The organism is Streptomyces anthophorae (assembly GCF_049310305.1).
Classification (GTDB): Bacteria; Actinomycetota; Actinomycetes; order Streptomycetales; family Streptomycetaceae; genus Streptomyces.
Genome location: NZ_JBLWQQ010000001.1, coordinates 1,160,022 through 1,177,046 on the forward strand (window position 1 = coordinate 1,160,022; position 17,025 = coordinate 1,177,046).

Below are 17,025 nucleotides of genomic sequence, written 5' to 3' on the forward strand. Positions count from 1 at the left end.
TCAGCCCGGGCAGGTTCCTCCCCGGCCCGGGCTGGTCCGGAACGGCTTCGGCGGGCGGTAGTCCTTCGACCGCGGGTACTCGATGACCGGGACGACCTTGCAGACGGGCCAGTTGTCGTTCTCGGAGGTGTACCCGAAGTCACCGCTGGCGCCGCGCACACAGTCCCCGCAGTCGCCGTCGGTGCCCACCTTCATGTTGCTGATGTTGCTGTCGACGTCGAACTTGGTGGGCAGCTGGCCCTTGTTGGCCTCGTCGTTCGTGAACTGGGTGACGCCCTTGATGAGGACCTGGAAGGCGTCGTAGTGCATGATCGCGTAGCCGTCGTCCAGGTCGGTCCCCTTGACCCCGGCGTCCTTGGCCATGGTGGCGGCGAACGTCCTGTACCGCCCCGGAGCGCTCTGTCCACGGCTCCACGACAGGTTGTCCGTGGGCGCGGCGTTGAGCGTGACGACGTTGGCCTGCGCCATCGACTCGCGCATGTCCCTGCCGGTCAGCCGCGAGGTGAGCCCGGTGGACACCCGTAGGACCCGGATGGGGTGCTTGTCCTTGTCCTTGCGGGCCTGGCAGTCGGCGTCCTTGGCGATGGCCTTCACCAGCTCGGGCAGATCCCAGTCCCGGCCGGCCACGAACACCGTGTCCGCACCCGACTGGCACAGCCGGGACGCGGCAGGCGCCATCGCTGCGGGTGCGCCCTCGTAGGGACCCATGGTGCCGATGTACGAGCGGTCCCGGACCGCGAGCTGGTACTTCGCGCCGAAGATCTTGAGGAGCTCCGCCTTGGTGTTGGTGACGTAGTCGTCGGCGGCGCGTGAGTCCCATACGAGGAAACCCTTGCCGTTGCCCGGGTGGCCCTTGAGATAACGGGCCAGCGCCAGCACGGAGTTCCGGTTGTTGGGGGCCGCTTTGTAGAACGTCCTGGCCTTGATGTTCGGGGAGCTGAGGACGCCGCTGACCGCAGGGATGTTGCTCTTGGCCAGGGCGCTCGCCGCGTCCTGCGTGTCCTGCTCGCTGTTGGGCAGCCCCATCACACCCACCAGCGGGGAGTCGCCCTCCTGCTGCTTCCCGCCGCCGGTCAGCTCGGCCGCCGCGGCCACGGCGGTCGGCCACAGGTCGAGATTGGCGCCGATGTTGCCCAGCAGCATCTGGAAGTTGACGCTGTTGCTGGACGTGTTGGCGTCGCGCTGTGCGGCGTAGGCGCCCGCGAGGCTGCGCTTGAGGAGCGAGGCAGTCATCGCCCCGGACTTCGAGGTGTTGAACGGCAGGAGCAGCGCCACCTTCACGTACGGCTTCTTGTCGGCGGCGCCCTTGGGGTCCTCCCACAGGACCCGCACCCGGTCGTTCTCCCGCGCGATGCGTTCGACAAGACCGGAGATCTCCTTGCCCGGCCCGTCCTCGCCGGGCTTGAACACCGGATCCCTGACCGTCGCGTCCACGAGGCCGACGCATTCGCCACCCTTTTCCTCGAGCCCGTCCGCGCAGTCGCTCCCGGTCACGATCGGCACGACGATCCACGCCGTGGCGCCCACGAGGGCGAGGGCCACGAACCCCGCGATCCACCGGCCCAGGATCCGCTCACCGCGCCGGAGCGGACGCCCCCTGACGAAAGGGCGGACGAAGATGTCAGTGAAGCTCACCGTGGCTCCCTTCGGGGCCGGGCGCCGGCCGGGCCGAGGCGGGGGTGCGCAGCTCGCGCAGGTCGTCGTGCCACTCCTGCGCGGCGTCGAAGAGCGTGCCCGCGCCCGTGACATGACGGCCCGACAGGAGTTCGAGGTCGAAGCGGATCCGCTCGCAGAGCCGGTCGTCCGGTGCGGTCAGCGGGTCGGCGGCCAGCCACACCGCGTGCAGGAGGCGGTGCACGGAGCGCAGCACGTCGTCGCCCGCGGGTTCCGTGCCGCTCTTTCCGCTGGCCTTGTTCCAGCAGTCCCTGGCCCAGCCGGTGTCCGGCGGATGCGGCGCCGAGGCCACCTGCCACAGATCGCGCAGCCACTGCTCGGCGCCGCCCGGCCGCGCGAACCGCTCGTACAGGCTCGTCACCACATGCCCGGTGTCGCCGCCCGCGAGCGCGTGGTGCAGGGCGTCGACGTCCTGACGGGCCCGCTCGTGATGGGAGCGGAGCAGTTGGTGCAGTCCGTTCCAGCCCGGGACAGGCCGTGTGGGCTGCGCCTGGCGGCGGCGCAGTTCGAGGACGAGGACGGCCCGCAGGAACGGGTCGGGGACGAACGGACGCGGCGCCTGCGCTCCGTGCTCGGCGCGCAGGTGGCTGCGGGCGCTCTCCACCGCCGCGCGGTCCGGGTCAGCGGGCAGGTACGCGGCGGCCAGGGCGCGCGCCGCGGCGCTGTCCCGGGCCACGGAGAACAGGGTCAGATTGCGGCGCAGTTCCGGGTCGGGCACGAGCCGCACCGCGATCTGCCGCGTCACCGACTGGCCGTTCAGCTGCAGCGCGCCGACGTCGAGTCCGGGTGTGGCGGCGCTGTTCGGGGCGGCCCGCACCGCCTCGGTCAGGAGCCCGCACCCCAGGGGCGATCCCTGGGTGAACCGGCGGACCACGCGCGGGAGTTCGCCGCGCAGCGAGGGGGCGGCGTCGCTGAGCATGGTGACGATGTCGTGCCGCTCGAGCCGCGGCAGTTCGATGGTGATCAGTCCGGCGGACGGCGTCCCGGTCTCCGGTCGCCGCCAGTCGACCGCCCCGCCGGTGACCTGCTCCAGGGTGAGGTGTGTCGCGTCGGGCAGCGCGCGACGGCGGGCGCTGCCGCGCGCTGCGGCCACCACGACCAGCGGGTCACCGGCCCGCTTCGCACGGTGGGTGAGGAGCTGGTTCAGGAGGCGGGCGCCCGACGGCGTCTGCACGTTGTCGAGCAGCAGCAGCGGGCGCGGCGGCCGGTTGAAGCGCATCCAGCGGGTGCCGTAGCGGGTGCGCAGGTCCTCGAGGAGTGCCACGGCCAGGGAGGCCTCGGCCAGCTCGCGCAGGTCACCGCCCTGGTGGAAGGCGCGGGAGTGCGCGCTCAGGGGTGATTCGTCGCGGCGGGTGCCGGGCCGTGCGGCGTAGAACGCCAGCACCTCGTCGGCCTGCCCCTTCTTCGTCAGGTACCGCTCGGCGAACAGCTCCACCGAGGCGTCCACGACGGGCTGGAGCTCCTCCCGGGCGACGACGGTGGGCAGCCGGTCGTTGACATCCCGCACCCAGCTGTCCGCGACGGTGGAACCCGCGACCTCCAGACCGCACCCGGCGAGCAGCCGCCCCACGCGGTCCTGAGCCGCTTCCTGCTCCCCCGGGTCACCGAACCGCCAGGCGCACACGGCCACGAGCCCGGTCCACAGCCGCGGCAGTTGCAGCAGTTTGCGCTCGCCCGCGACCTGGGAGCAGAGCCCGCAGGCGACGTCGATCAGGAAGTCGGCGCCCTGCGACGTATTGCCGACAAGGCCCTCTCCGGCTCCCGCGCCCTGCGCGCAGTCCACCTCCGCCACCGGGATGCGCCCGCTGTAGGAGCGGTACAGCGTGTCGAGGACGGCGGTGCGGCCACGGCCGTGCGGGCCGGTCAGGAGCAGCGCGGGCGGATCGTCCCTGTGCACCTGGTCGACGTCCCCGTGCTCCTCCTTGCGCGGATATCCCACGAGGCGTGGCACCAGATCGTCAAGGAGGGCGTCCCGACCGTACAGTCTGCTCACGCGCGTCCTCCTTCAGTCCGGGCCTCAGCCGCCGAGCACTCTGGTCAGGGCCGGTCCGATGGTCTGCAACAGGACCTGCGCGGCCATGGAGTTGGGCGCCGCCGCCAGCTGCGCGCGGATACGGGCCGCGAGAGTGCGGGTCTCGGGGCTCGGCGGCGCGCCGCCCGGCCGGTCCCCCATGTCCCGGTCGGCCTGCATGAGTTGGCGGATCTGCTCGGGGTCCAGGCTGAGCCCGGTCTCCTGATTGAACGTCTCGATGCTTCCGTACAGGACGTTGACGGTGCCGGTCACCGAGCCGATGGTGAGCCCCGGTGTGGCCGGTTCGTGGGCCACGTACGCCGCTACGTCGCCGCCGCCGGTCGCGCAGGTCCGCCCGCGGTCGGTCAGCTCGACGCGGGCCGCGATCCCGGTCCCGTCGAGGGCGAGCAGCCTGGCCTGCCGCAGATACGCGGCGCTGCCCTCGACGATCGCCTGGCCGAGCACCTGGCCGTGGAACGAGGATTGTTCGGCGATGAAGAACTCCTTGAGGCGCGGGCGGCGCCCGGACCGGTTCTCCTCGTACGCCCACATGATCAGGGCGTTCTCGGTGTAGCGCCGCACCGCGTCCGGGTTCCCCAGATCGGCGAGCAGCTGTTCCGCCTGCGCGAGCCCCGCCGCGGTCAGCTCCGCGTCGGGCGGGGGCCGCTCGCCGTCCTCGTGGACGCGGACGAGGCCGCGCTCCTGGAGTGCCTCGATGAGCGCGGCGACGCCCAGCGCGGGCATGTTCCTCTGCTGCCCGAATCCGCCGGTCGGCACCGGTACATCGGCCTGCCGGCCGCACTGCTCGTGCAGCCACAGCAGCAGCCGGGCTTCATGGCGGCCGGGCGCGGCCGTGTGGCGCGTCATCGTGTGCGCAACCCCCGTTGGCGCAGATGCATGGAACAAGCTTTTGGGCAGTCGAATGTACCCCTCATCCGGTCCGGTCACCAGATCTTCGACGCCTCGGGGGACCCATAACTCCCCTGGTTTTCGCAGGAGTTGGACGAGGCGGGTGTGCACAGCCCCGCGGTCGCTCGTTCCGCTGGAGGATGCGTACGACGCGCGGGCCGAGCAGGGCGAACATCTGGTGCGGTCCGGTCCGGCCATGGCTGACACGAGTGCTCACGACGCGGCCGCCCACTCGCCGGATGTCCTGTCGGGCAACCTGGTCCAGGTTCCGATCCACATCCCCGTCCACGTGTGCGGCAACACAGTGAACGTCATCGGCGCGCTACCGGGGGACGGGGCCCTCTGACGAAGTCCAGAGCGTCACGGTCGGCCCGTAGGAGCCGTCCTCCTCGTCGCTCACGTGGACGGTGATGCCGCGATCCGGGTAGCGCGTGGACAGGACCCCCTGCCAGCACTCCCCCAGGGCCAGGGCCAGTTGCGGCAGCTCCTCCCCCAGCCGGTCGTCGTCCGTCAGCGGGGCATTGAGGAACGTGCCCCACAACTCCACGTGGTTGACCACCGATTCGATGCGCTTGCGGTCGTCACCCAGCTTCGAGAACCAGTCGTCGACGGTGGTCCGGACGAACCGGTCCTTGAGGAAGACGCACCCGCGGTACTCGACCGTCTCCGGGCAGAACATCCACGCGGCGGCCAGCACGAACCGCAGGCCGCCCTCGAAGTCGAGGTAGTTGTCCGGACGGAGCCCGTCGTCCGCCCATTCGGTGCGCCACTTCTTGAAGAACGCCGGCAGCTCACGCTCGGCCCACGACGGTTTGATGCAGGCCACGCGGCCTCCCACTTCTCGCTCGGTTGATCCCGGTCCGGTGGTACATGCTGCCGCAGCGGCGAGGCACCGGCGCCACTCGAAGGGGCCGCGCACGAGGACGGGTTGACGGGTCGAACGGGCGGCTCGGTAGGCTCGTCAACCAGTGCGACGAATCGCAACGAGTGCGCAGGCCGCGTTCGGTGTGCGGGAAGGGCCCTCTGGGCTCGAAGGGGGAAGTCATGGCCAACAGGCCGGGAAACGGACCGGGAACCGGGCCGGGGTCGAACGATCGGGAGATCGACGACTCGGAGCTGATGGACGTCGCGCAGGACCCGGAGCAGGCCGAGAGCCTCCACAAGGCGCTGCGCACGCTGGCCAACAATCCCAATGTGACCGGTCCGCTCCAGGAGATGGCCCAGGGCATCCTGTCGGGTCGCATGGGAATGACCGACGCCATCAAGGACGAGCGCTACATGGGCGCACTGGGCGACCGCATGACCGAGATCCGGCATGCCGCGGAGTCGCAGACCATGCAGGACCGCGAGGCCGAGCGCGGAAAGCGCGAGGAGTGGGAGCGCAAGCGGGACGAGGAAGCACAGAAGGAGCGCGAGGAGCGCGACGGTCCTTCGACGAACCTGTTCACCGGTTCCAAGAAGCGGGGGCAGGGCGGCGGCCACCGGGGGTGATCCCCACTCCTGGGACAGCACTGTGACGCCCGGAGGTTGAGAGCTTGTCAGTTCCTTTGGGTATTCTGGAACAGACATGAGGCGGACGCGAACCGGCGGCAGTATGCGGCCGGTTGGTGAAACGGGGGCGTGGTCATGGGTGACGGATTCAGGAGCAGTCCGGAGACACTGAAGGTCGAGGGGAAGAACTTCTCCGACATCGGCAGGGAGTTCTACCAGGCGACCGCCAGGCTGCGGAGCGGCCTGGCAGCGCAGGGCGACGGCGGGGGCGGCGGAGGCGAGGCGCCGAAGGACACGTCGTTCGCGAGTGTCGCCCAGGACGCCTGGAAGGGCATGACCACCTTCAGCGACAAGCAGGGCACCCCGCCCTGGGGCGACGACGAGCTCGGCGAGAAGTTCGGCGTGGTCTACGAGGGCCTGCGCGACGGCATGACGGACTCGATGGACCACCTGGCCACCAAGCTCAACGAGATCGGCAAGGCGTTGGAGCGGATGGCGAAGAACCACGAGGAGAACGAGGACTTCAACGAGGCCCTGGTCAAGGAGCAGACGCCGGAGAACCAGTTCGGCGGCGAGGTCCACGTCCTGAAGTCCGTGAGCAAGTAGCACTGCTCGCGGCCACGCCCGCCCCGCGGTCCCACCGTCCCGCCTCACCCACAGGAGCAAGTCCGTGTCACAGCCCGGCACGCCGGCACCGGTACAGCCCGTCCCCGCCACCGCCGAGGAGGCCCTCGCGGCCGCCCGGTCCCGATTCGAAGTGCTGGACCCGGCGGGTAACCCGGCGCCGCTGCACGTGGTCGAATTCGACATCGGGTTCCTCGTCCACGCCGTGATGCCCCCGCCGCCGCCCGGCACCCAGGCGCCCTTGGGCGGCAGCCACATGGTGATCTCCAAGGCCGACGGGGCCGTCACCTACGTCCCCAACTTTCCGCCGGACTCGGCGATCGACCTCTACCGCAGCATGCGCCGCGGTTGAGATTTCCGACGGACCTTTGCCCCTTCCGCCGACAGTGAGGCGGGAAGGGACCGGCCGGCCCAGAAGGCCGGGACAACACGATATGCATGGCGACAACGGGGGTCTTCGTCGTGGCTTTGATGCTGCCGAACGGGCTTGAGTGGCTTCTCGAGATGTGTGGCTTCGACTGGCCCACAGGCGACGAAGACAAGATGATGGAGTGCGCCAACACCTGGCGCCAGTTCGCCGCCGATGTGACGGACCTCCAGTCCCGCGGACTCATGGCCGCAGGCAACGTTCTCGCCGAGAACGCCGGTGACTCCATCGACGGGTTCAACAAGACCTGGGAGAAGTTCGCCGGCGGCTCCGGCTACTTCGACGACGACCGCCAGGGCGCCGAGCTGATCGCCACCTGCATGGACGCCGCGGCGATGCTCATCATCGGGCTGAAGATCGCGGTCATCGCCCAGTTGGTCATCCTCGCGGTCGAGATCGCCGCGGCCCAGGCCGCCGCACCGTTCACCCTGGGCCTGTCCGAGATCGGCGCGATGGGCGCGGCCGCCGCGACCCGCATGATCCTGCGCAAACTCCTCAAGGAGATAGCCCAACAGATCCTGCAAGCGGTGCTGGAGACCGCGAAGGAACCGTTCGTCTCCGCTCTCGAAGCCATGATCTCCGACGTCGTCGCCCAGACCGTCGAGCAGAACTTCGGCAAGCAGTCGGGCTACGACCTGGGCCGCACCGCCAAGACGGGCTACGAAGAGGGCAAGAGCGCCCTGGAGAACTCCGGTTCCACCTTCGGAGAGTCCCTGCGCGACGGCGCCGGCTCCCGCGCGGGGCACGGCGCGCGACACGGGCTGAGCGGTGGCGGGCACGAGGGCGGCGACGGATCGTCGAGCGCGGGCGGGGACGGCTCGTCGAGTTCCGACAGCGGTGGTTCGTCGTCGAGTTCCGACAGTGGCGGTTCGTCGTCGAGTTCCGACAGTGGCGGTTCGTCGTCGAGCTCGGGCGGTTCGTCGTCGGGCTCCGGGGGCTCGTCGTCGAGTTCCGGAGGTTCGACGTCCGGAGGCAACTCCTCGTCGGGTGGAGGCAGTTCGTCCAACGGCTCGTCGAGCTCGTCCACATCGGGGGCGGGCGACGGCGGTTCGTCGGGCGACTCCAGCACCGGTTCCGACGGTTCGACGAGTTCGAGCAGTGGGGACTCCGGGCGCAGGGCGCCGGACATCGGTGGTTCCTCGTCCTCGACGTCGTCGCCTTCGCCGTCGGGTGGCGGTTCGGACACCTCCGCGTCGAGCTCGCCCTCCTCTTCGCCGAGTGCGGCGCCGAGCGGCGGTACGGACGGCGCCGACACATCATCGCCCTCGCCCGCGCCGAGCCGTGACTCCGGTCCGCCCAGCCCGTTCGACGTGGGCACGCAGGCGTACCAGGACAGCATCAGTCAGCCGTCGGGCGGTGACACCTCCGCTCCGGACTCGTCCGGCCCCGACTCGTCCACGCCCTCCGCCACGACGCCGGACATCCAAGGCGGGCCGGCCCCCGACCACACCCCCGACTCCGCCCGTCCGGACAGTACGCCGGACGCCCCGCCGAGCACGCCCCCGGGCAACGAACCGTCCCTGTCCCCCGACTCTTCGCCCGGCGAGGGCACGTCCCCGTCCCCGTCCCCGTCCCCGTCCCCGTCCCCGGATGTCAGCACGTCCCCGACGCCGGACACCACTCCGGAGGGCGCGGCCCCGAGCCGCCCGGAAGGCGCCGACACCCCCAGCCCGGGCCAGGGCGCGTCGATCCCGGACCAGAGCAACTCCGAGCCCACGCCGTCGACGCCGCCCGAGGGCGCGCCGACCCCGGCTCCCGACAGTTCGAGGCCCGACCCCGGTGTGCACCAGGTCGACCCCGACTCGGTCTCCACCATGCCGGCGCACGCCCAGGGCCCCACGCCGACCGACTCCGGCGACGGCAGCAACAACGACAACCAGGGTCAGGGCACCGGCAGCGGCCGCATCCCGAGCGGCGCCATGCCCGGCAACGCGCCCACCTCTCACGCCAGTCCCGGCCAGGGCCACGCACCGGCACAGTCGACGCCGACGCCGCACGACCCGAACGACCCGGACAGCATCGACCTCATGGGCGGCGTCGCCACGGCGGCACCCCCGGCCCCTCATGCGCAGTCCGGTGACGCGGGCATCCCGCAGCAGGCGGCCCACTCCTCCGCGGCACCCTCGACGGCGCCCCCGGGTGCCATGCCGCCCCCGACGGCCGGACCCATCCCGACGCAGGCCCCGGCGGCGGGCGGTCCCGCGACGACGCCGCGGGCAAACACGCCCAGTGCCACGACGCCGCGTACGGAACAGCCGGGCACCCGGCCCACGACGCCGTCCCGGGACAGCGGGCACAACGGCCCGGCATCGCCGCCGCGCCGCGAGACACCGCGCACGCAGACGCCGAGCCGCCCGAGCACGCCGCCGCGCGGCGACCGTCCGACGGACCACCAGTCACCCGCCCAGTCCCCCACGCCGAACGACCAGGGGATGCCGGCACAGAACAACCAGCAGCCGGACAACCACCAGCCGAACACCCCGCAGCCGGACGCCACCCCCCAGACGCCCGACGAGGGCCAGACACCAGACCAGAGCCAGACACCGGACGAGAGCCAGACACCCGACCAGAGCCAGCAGCCCACCGCGCCTCCGCCGCCGCCCCAGGCGGACGACCTGTCGGACATCCGCGGCGACCTGAACATCCCGCGCGAGGGCCTGACCACACCCGACCCGGCCCACCAGCAGGACCTCGAGAACGCCCACCCGACCAACCCCGACGGCACCCCGCAGGTGTTCGCGGACCCGCGCCAGGGAAACTGGGCCGGTCTCCAGAACGACGGCGGCCCCGGCGTGCCCGGCCGGTCCAACAACTGCGCCGACTGCACCCGTTCGTTCCTGGAGACATGGTTCGGCCGCCCGACGGTGTCCGCCCCGCGCACCCTGGACACCAATCCGGACGGCAGTCTGGACACCTTCTCGGCGGAGCGCGACTCGGTCGAGAACCAGGCACGTTGGGCCGGCGCCCCCAGCACGTACGCGGGCAGCGACCACCCCAACCCGTACGCACGAATATCCCACGAGCTGACGCAGGCAGGTCACGGCTCGGCTGCCATGATCGCCGTCAACTGGCCCGGCGGTGGCGGCCACGCCTTCGCCGCGGTCAACCACAACGGCCAGGTCCTGTTCGTCGACCCGCAAACGGGCGTCGTCAGCGAGACACCGATCCACCAGGGCGCCAAAGACGTCTTCTACACCCCGCTCGACGCCGACCGGAACCCGATCACCCCGTACTTCCTCACGCCGTCGACGCCTCAGCCGTCCACGGACAACACCACCCCGGACACGGACTCGACGCCCGCTCCCCAGTCGTCCGACCCGTCCCCGGACCAGGCATCCGAGACCACCACGAACCCGGACTCGGACTCGAACACGCCCCAGCAGCCTGAAGCCACGGACGACACGGACCAGGGCACGCAGGAGGACAGCCGGAACCCCGATCCCGCGCAGGACTCCCAGAACTCCCGGGACTCCGCCGACACCGACACCGACAGCACCGACCAGGACGAGGGCCGGGACCAGGACCAGGACCAGAACCAGGACCAGGACTCAACGGAGCCGACACAGGCACCGACACCGTCCACGGCGACCCGCCCCTCCGGCCCCCCGGACGGCTACGACGACCCCACGGACGCCGACAACCGCGCTCAGCAGGAACGATTCCCGCGCAACGAGGACGGCTCGTTCCAGCAGGCCCCCGACCCGCGCGAGGGCTCCTGGCTGAACGACATCCGCGGCCAGAACCCCGACGACTCCGGCCGCGACGTCAACTGCCCCGACGGCGCCCTGGCGTTCGCGGATTCGTACGCCGGCAACCCCACGGTCGCCGCCCGCCGCAGCCCGAACGAGGACGGCACCCCGGCGGACACTCCGGAGCCGGGCGGCCGCGACCGTATCGAGAACACCCTGGGCGCCGAGTTCGACGACTTCGGCGACGGCCGGGACGCGTACAACAACCTGGAGACCACCCTCCTCAACGAGGGCCACGGCTCGCAGGCCGTGATCATCACCCAGAACGCGGACGGCCGCGCCCACGCCTGGAACGTGGTCAACCACAACGGCCAGATCGTCTACGCCGACCCCCAGACGGGCCGGAGCAGCACCACTCCGCTGCACAGCGGCAACAACGGCGTCTTCGCGATCCCCTTGGACGCCAATCGCCGCCCCGTCGACACCGCCAACCGGCCCGCGGGTCACACTCAGACCCCGGCTTCCCCGCCATCCACCGCCCGCACGACATCGCAGACCCCCGCGGGCACGACTGGTCCTTCGGACAGCCAACGCAGTGCCGAAGCAACTCGCACGCAGCGAAACCAGAGCCTCCCCAGCCGGGAGGCCACGAACCAGCAGCATGCGAACCTCCCTCCGGACCAATCACAGCAGGACCTCCGCGAGAAGCACCCGGTGCGACGCATTGATCTGCTACCGGTCCAACAGCAGATGCGTGCCTGGGCCCAGCCTCAGGCCGATGGTTCTTCCCCCTTGCACGGTCTGTTGCAAGAGTCCATGGAGCGACGGCGGCAGCATGTAGAGGCCGCACTACCTGTCCGTGACGCCAAGCAGGCACTGGACGACGCCAAGAAGGAAGTCGCCCGTGCAAAGCAGGCGCTGAAGAAGGCTGATCCTTCGGAGCAGGCGGAGGCCAAACAGCGACTGTCCGACGCCAAGAATGCCCAGAAGCAGGCTGCCCAACAACACAAAGATGCGTTGCAGGCGCACCGCGACGACGTCGCGATGCCGCGGACGAACTTCACGGACAGCGATCTCCGCCGCCACCTCGACCCGGCATGGTCACAAATGAACGACGGCGACCGCTATGCAGCACTCGCGACCCTGGCACGAATGAGTCACTCGTTCCACGCGAACAACGCGGTGGGCTCGAGTCCGGAGCCTGCGCCTCGAAGCGACCCGTACGCCACGGCCCCGCCCAAGAAGAGGCAGAGGACGGACCCGGCTCACGATCATCACGAGTCCGTGGCCTCCACGCGCCGTGAGGCCACGGCTCGCCCCAAGGACAACGTCCCACAGGACCTCGGGGATTTGTTGGACGCAACGGAACGCAACTCCCCGGACTTCTCCGACAAGAACTACGCGGTGGTGGAGGTCGTCGACGAGCACGGCGAAAGCCACTTCATTATCGACTCCTCGGTGCCGGCTGCCGGAGACGCCGTGCGCCCACGGCACTCGGAAAGCCACATCCTTGAGTCCATCCACCAACTCAACAATGGCCGGGCAGCTGAAGGACGTCCCCCATACAAGGTCGCCGGCTTGTACACCGAGCGAGAACCCTGCGGTGAGCGCAAGAACAACTCCGGACATGCGGACTGCTCCGACACCATCCGCAAGTCCACCGCCATGAACGGCGTGCCGGTGTACTACAGCACGACGTACCGGGTCGACCCTCAGCGCGACCAGTTGCTCCAGCAGGAGCGCGCCGCCCGACAGCAGGAGGGCATGACCGAGGCCCAGGCGAAGAAGGCGACGGAGGGTTACAAGACCACCAACCGTCTGCTCATGGACGCGGAAATCCATCAACATGTGGACTTTATTCGCAATTTCGTCCAAAGCTTGTCCGCCCAGAACCAAACCCAGAACGACGGCCAGAACTCAACCCCACCTCAGGCCCCTGACGCGACAACACCGCCCGCCCAGGAACCACCGTCGGGCTCGTCGAACCCCAACAAGCCCGATGCCCCCAACCGCACACCGCCACCGGACCCGGCCGGCAACACCGAACCACCCAATGGCGAACCGACCACAACTGAAGCGAATACCCCGGACGAAGGCAACGGTGAACCGAGGCCCGGCCTCGTCCGGCAAGACGATGACTTCCACTCCGAGATGAACAGTCGAGGACAACGCAAGTCGCACATCAACTCGGAAGGAGACCTGGTCCCGGCAAACCCGCACGGCACTGCGAGTGTCGTCGATCACGTTGTGGGCCGCGACCCGGCGAAGTCGGACAGCCCCTACACTTCCTTGAGTTCGGAAGGTGCCAACGCGAAGGCGTTCGGGTCGAATCGCATTCGCATCGATCTGGACCGGCTGGAGCAGGACATTGCCGCCGGCCGCGTCCAAGACGTCGAGGTCTACTCCCCCGACAAGGTCCAGAGCATCATCCAGGAGAACGCCGACAAGATCGCCGGCAAACCTGTGGACCTGACGGTGCCGCCTGGGACCAACAAGGCGCAGGCCCAGGAAATGGCGCGAGCACAGGGCCTGAGCAACGCAAAGGCCAAGAGGATTGCGCAACGCATGATCGATATGATGAACACGCGACGCGATGAAGAGTGGCTCATCAAGGGCGTCGTTCCGCATGATTACATTGAGGGGTCGCTCGGTGCCTGACTTCGTTGACGGAACGGGAGCAGACGGGTTCGAGGCACTGTTGGGAACGGACTTCGAGGGCCGGCCCACCAATGATGTTGAGGACGTGATCTACGAAGCTCTCGACGACCCCCGCCATCGTGAACGCGTGCCCGGGCTCACTGCCCTTCTCCAGGACACGACGGCCCAAGACCGCGAGCGCTTCCTGTCCTGCGTCGCCCTGACCACCTGGGCCGAACCGGCCGGGTACGCGGCCGTGATCGAAGCCGCCCAGGATCCCAAACTGGCGCCCTGGTACGACCTGCTCGTCGACCGCAAGTTCTCGGTGGACAACACGTTCGCTCAATTGGCTCTCGCCGTGGGCGACAGTGATGTTCTCGCTCGCGAGAAGGGCACCTGGGCCCAACGCACCGAGGCGTTCCGGTGTTTGATCGGGATCGCGGACAGCGAGTACTTCGACGAGAAGCTCGGGGATCAATTGGACGCCCCGACAGCCGCAACCCTGATTTCACCGATTCGCACGGTAGTGGCGCACGGCGTGGCGGCTCTCGCAGCGGGGAAGCCCCGGAAGTTCGACCTGCCGACCCAACTCGTGGACCTAGCGGCCTCCCTGGCACCCGTGGACGCGGCAACCGCGGTCACACTGGCGACCGATGTACTTGCACAGGAGGCACATCCCCGCGCTCTCCTGCACGCGGTGTCCATCGTCCAGCGCTCACACGCCCCGGAAGCACGTGCTTTCGCCGAGTATCTGTCGATGAGCGGCGACGACCGAGTACGGGCATCCGTCCAGGAAGCACTCCGCGCGCAATAGTCGGCCCGGCCAGACTCCGAGCAGGTCGTACAGACCCCGGGCACACGCACTCGCCCGGCCGGCCGGCCGCCAGAGCATCGATTCCCGGTGGCAACGCTGCCCCATTACCGTGGTGGACTTCGGAAGCCGTTGCGACGAGAGGCGACATGACCGTGACATCCGTGGGCATGCCCGCAGAAGAAGCACCAGGCCGGGTGGGCGCATGGTGGCGTGCCGGAGGGCGGGGCGGCAGCGCCGCCCATGTCGTCGCTCCGGACGGTGTCGATGCCGCGCCTGTCCTGCGTCGGGTGCACGAGGCCGTCCCGGGAAGTGTGCTGATCGATGTCGCGGGGCTCAGCGCCGAGCAGGTGATGGATCAGGCCCTGACCACGCTGGGGGTCGATCTGTCTCCCGGCGAGCGGGGCTTCTGGCCGCAGGCGCTCGGTTCGTGGAACGAGGAGCGGTTGCTGGTGCTCGTCAACACCCGCCGCTCCGGGCACACTCGGCGGTCGCAGGAGCCGCGGCGGCTCCTGCGCAGCACCGTCGGTCGCCTTGCGACGGGGAAGCTGGCCCTGCTGACCGATGCCGACGCCCGGCTCCTGCCGCTGGGGCTGCCGCCCGAGAATCTCTTCCACCTGGCCGGGCTTGCCGCTGACACACCGGCTCCCGACGTTCCGGCCGCCCTGCGCGCTCTCGCCCTGGCGGAGCCGCGCAGCGTACCCGTGTCCGTATGGGCACAGCTCGTTGCCGCCCTGACAGGCGAGACCATGACCGCGGAGGAGCTCACGGGGTTGGTCCAAGAGCGTTCAGACGTTCTCATGACCGGTCCGCTCGGCGTCTCCTTCGCCGACGAGGGCGTGGCCGAGGCCTTGCGGCGCGAGGTCGATGCCGAGGACCTCAGGCGTGTCAACGCGCACTTGGTCGACTGGCTGTTGCGCACGTCCGCCGAATTCCGTCATCCCGAAGGGTGGGCCAGGTCCGGCCCCGTCGGGTTGTACGCCGCCGCAGGGCTCGCCATGCACGCCGTGCAGGCCGGGTCGTACGAGGAACTTCTGGCGGACGGGCGGACGGTCGCCCATCTGCCGCAGACCGCCCTCATCGACGCGGCACGCAGTCACAGCCCCATCATCCCTGGAAACAGCCCCGCGGCCGACGCGATTCACCTGTGGGGGTGGGGAGTTGTACCGAACCGCCAGCGCGATTGGGCGTCCTGGCTGCACTTGATGGCCTGGTCCCGCGACGAGTTCGAGTTCGCCCGGTCCGTGGCCTCGTCCGGTGTCTCACTTCCCTGGCGTACGACGTGGGCCCGCTGGCGGCCGCCGGGCGGGTGTCACGCACGTTTCCTCGAGACCGGCAGGTTCTCCAGGCTCGCGGAGGTCCGCTGGCAGGGGCGGCCCGCCATCGCCGGGTTGCAGAAGCGCATGGTCGACAGGTCTCCGGAACCGTACGTGTCCGTCCGGGACGCGGAGACGGGCGAACTCCTCGCGGGCCCCTGGGACCGGGACGAGGTTCCGCAGAAACACCGTGCGGACCTGTCTCTGTGCTCTGCGACGTCGACATCGGCGGCGTCGGCGTCGGCGTCGGCCTCGGCCTCGGCCTCACAGGACAGCGAGCCGGCCGGGCCTCCCTCGCGTCTCGTCGACCTGTTCGCCACGTCGTCGCCCCGGCGCAGCGAGCACGATTTCCTGATGCCTTGCGCGCCCTTGACCGTGGGCGAGTCAGTGGTCTTCGGGGGCGAACTCGGGCTGGTCGCCCTCCAGTCGACGGACGGCGTGGACCCCTCGGACACCTTCGGCCTCCGACTGACTCCCCTGTCCGGGGACTACCCGGCCCCCGACCCGAGCCGCCCCATGGATGCCGCTCCGCCGAGCCACCGGGACCTGGTCGCCCTGTTCGGCGAAGACGAGATCTTCGAGGCCGAACCCGAGGAACTTCCGGAGGAGTTGACCCACCGGCCGACGCGTGAGCTTCTCACCGAGTTCGGGCTGCCGGACATGGCGGAGGGCGCCATGGCTCTCCTGCCGTACGGGGACGCGGACGTCGACCTGCTCGACGAGGTGGACTGGCCGGAGGACGTCGAGCCCGCGGCGGAGCGCGGCCCCTTCTTCCAGATCGGCAGGTGGCTGGGGGGCGAGCTCGTCGTCGACGGGCCCACAGGCCGCGTCCTGCGCGTCCCGACCGGCCCCGATCCGGCCGGCCCCGACGAGGAGTTCCTGACCGCGCTCCCCGCCGCACGCGATCTGGAGAGCTTCCTGACCATGGTCGCGCTGTACGTCACAGGGTTGCGGACGCGAGACCTTGCGCCCCCGCTCAGCTCCGAGCGGAAGCAGGTCGCCCATTGGATCCTGGAAGCGCTGGCCGAAGTCGACGAGACGGGCGGCGAGCAGCCCGCGTGGGCGTACGTCCTTGAGAACGAGTGACGCGAGCGGTGACATCCGGTGTCGCCCGTAGTGGGGGTCATGCGTGAACAGGGATCTCGAGAATTTCATCAAGGTCTACCTGGACTACGACCAGGCGTACGACACCAGTGGAACGCTTCGCCCAACTCTGCACGTATTTAAGCCCGAATACGTCGAACGCGTGCGACAAGGGCTGGAAACCGTACTCCGGGATCGCCGACTCTCGACGCCCGATTACGAGAGACTCACCGACATCGAGTTCGAGAGCGAGGAAGCCCTGTACTCCTATCTGCAAGACATGTACCGGTACCTTTTCGGGAATGGCACTGCCCAGCCGATGCCACCCGAGTAGGCGGTACACGGAATGACGA

Annotated in this window: 12 protein-coding genes; 8 read left to right on the top strand and 4 right to left on the bottom strand. The window is 69.7% G+C overall.

Going from position 1 to position 17,025, the window contains the following annotated elements:
- From ACNYS0_RS05125 to ACNYS0_RS05135, 3 genes are read right to left on the bottom strand one after another with little or no spacing between them, the layout of a single operon-like run.
- Positions 1 to 1,635 (bottom strand): ABC transporter substrate-binding protein, encoded by a 1,635-nt coding sequence (locus ACNYS0_RS05125; RefSeq protein ID WP_422471453.1) that lies wholly within the window; start codon positions 1,633 to 1,635, stop codon positions 1 to 3.
- On the bottom strand, positions 1,622 to 3,667 hold the full coding sequence (locus ACNYS0_RS05130) for an ATP-binding protein (protein ID WP_422471454.1): 2,046 nt from the start codon (positions 3,665 to 3,667) through the stop codon (positions 1,622 to 1,624). Before ACNYS0_RS05130 ends, ACNYS0_RS05125 begins: the two co-directional genes overlap by 14 nt.
- A 24-nt stretch (positions 3,668 to 3,691) precedes the next feature.
- Positions 3,692 to 4,552 carry a hypothetical protein gene (locus ACNYS0_RS05135; protein WP_422471455.1) on the bottom strand — a complete coding sequence of 287 codons (861 nt, stop codon included), beginning with the start codon at positions 4,550 to 4,552 and terminating at the stop codon, positions 3,692 to 3,694.
- A 175-nt stretch (positions 4,553 to 4,727) separates the two neighbouring features.
- Here ACNYS0_RS05135 and ACNYS0_RS05140 point away from each other — a divergent pair, with 175 nt between their 5' ends.
- Positions 4,728 to 4,940, top strand: coding sequence for a chaplin (locus ACNYS0_RS05140; protein ID WP_422482462.1), 213 nt, complete (start codon positions 4,728 to 4,730; stop codon positions 4,938 to 4,940).
- Here the strand turns inward: ACNYS0_RS05140 and ACNYS0_RS05145 are convergent.
- Complete coding sequence (locus ACNYS0_RS05145; protein ID WP_422471456.1) at positions 4,917 to 5,420, bottom strand: hypothetical protein; 504 nt, start codon at positions 5,418 to 5,420, stop codon at positions 4,917 to 4,919. The two genes, ACNYS0_RS05140 and ACNYS0_RS05145, sit on opposite strands and share 24 nt — an antisense overlap.
- Before the next feature lie 218 nt (positions 5,421 to 5,638).
- Here ACNYS0_RS05145 and ACNYS0_RS05150 point away from each other — a divergent pair, with 218 nt between their 5' ends.
- The 7 genes from ACNYS0_RS05150 to ACNYS0_RS05180 all read left to right on the top strand — a co-directional run bounded on the left by ACNYS0_RS05150 (position 5,639) and on the right by ACNYS0_RS05180 (position 17,006).
- Complete coding sequence (locus ACNYS0_RS05150; protein ID WP_422471457.1) at positions 5,639 to 6,085, top strand: hypothetical protein; 447 nt, start codon at positions 5,639 to 5,641, stop codon at positions 6,083 to 6,085.
- A gap of 135 nt (positions 6,086 to 6,220) precedes the next feature.
- Positions 6,221 to 6,691: a hypothetical protein gene (locus tag ACNYS0_RS05155; RefSeq protein ID WP_422413530.1), complete on the top strand. Its 471-nt coding sequence runs from the start codon at positions 6,221 to 6,223 to the stop codon at positions 6,689 to 6,691.
- A gap of 64 nt (positions 6,692 to 6,755) precedes the next feature.
- On the top strand, positions 6,756 to 7,061 hold the full coding sequence (locus ACNYS0_RS05160) for a hypothetical protein (RefSeq protein WP_422471458.1): 306 nt from the start codon (positions 6,756 to 6,758) through the stop codon (positions 7,059 to 7,061).
- 86 nt (positions 7,062 to 7,147) lie between these two features.
- Positions 7,148 to 13,483 carry a toxin glutamine deamidase domain-containing protein gene (locus ACNYS0_RS05165; RefSeq protein WP_422471459.1) on the top strand — a complete coding sequence of 2,112 codons (6,336 nt, stop codon included), beginning with the start codon at positions 7,148 to 7,150 and terminating at the stop codon, positions 13,481 to 13,483.
- Positions 13,476 to 14,276 (top strand): hypothetical protein, encoded by an 801-nt coding sequence (locus ACNYS0_RS05170; protein ID WP_422471460.1) that lies wholly within the window; start codon positions 13,476 to 13,478, stop codon positions 14,274 to 14,276. The genes ACNYS0_RS05165 and ACNYS0_RS05170 overlap by 8 nt, the downstream gene beginning before the upstream one ends.
- 146 nt (positions 14,277 to 14,422) lie before the next feature.
- Complete coding sequence (locus tag ACNYS0_RS05175; protein ID WP_422471461.1) at positions 14,423 to 16,675, top strand: SUKH-4 family immunity protein; 2,253 nt, start codon at positions 14,423 to 14,425, stop codon at positions 16,673 to 16,675.
- A gap of 43 nt (positions 16,676 to 16,718) precedes the next feature.
- Complete coding sequence (locus tag ACNYS0_RS05180) at positions 16,719 to 17,006, top strand: hypothetical protein (protein ID WP_422471462.1); 288 nt, start codon at positions 16,719 to 16,721, stop codon at positions 17,004 to 17,006.
- Positions 17,007 to 17,025: the final 19 nt, after the last annotated feature.

Excerpts from the sequence above, each read along its gene's own strand:
- ACNYS0_RS05155 (WP_422413530.1), top strand. The coding sequence starts at position 6,221 with ATGGGTGACGGATTCAGGAGCAGTCCGGAGACACTGAAGGTCGAGGGG.
- ACNYS0_RS05175 (WP_422471461.1), top strand. The coding sequence starts at position 14,423 with ATGACCGTGACATCCGTGGGCATGCCCGCAGAAGAAGCACCAGGCCGG.
- ACNYS0_RS05165 (WP_422471459.1), top strand. The coding sequence starts at position 7,148 with ATGGCGACAACGGGGGTCTTCGTCGTGGCTTTGATGCTGCCGAACGGG.
- ACNYS0_RS05135 (WP_422471455.1), bottom strand. The coding sequence starts at position 4,552 with ATGACGCGCCACACGGCCGCGCCCGGCCGCCATGAAGCCCGGCTGCTG.
- ACNYS0_RS05150 (WP_422471457.1), top strand. The coding sequence starts at position 5,639 with ATGGCCAACAGGCCGGGAAACGGACCGGGAACCGGGCCGGGGTCGAAC.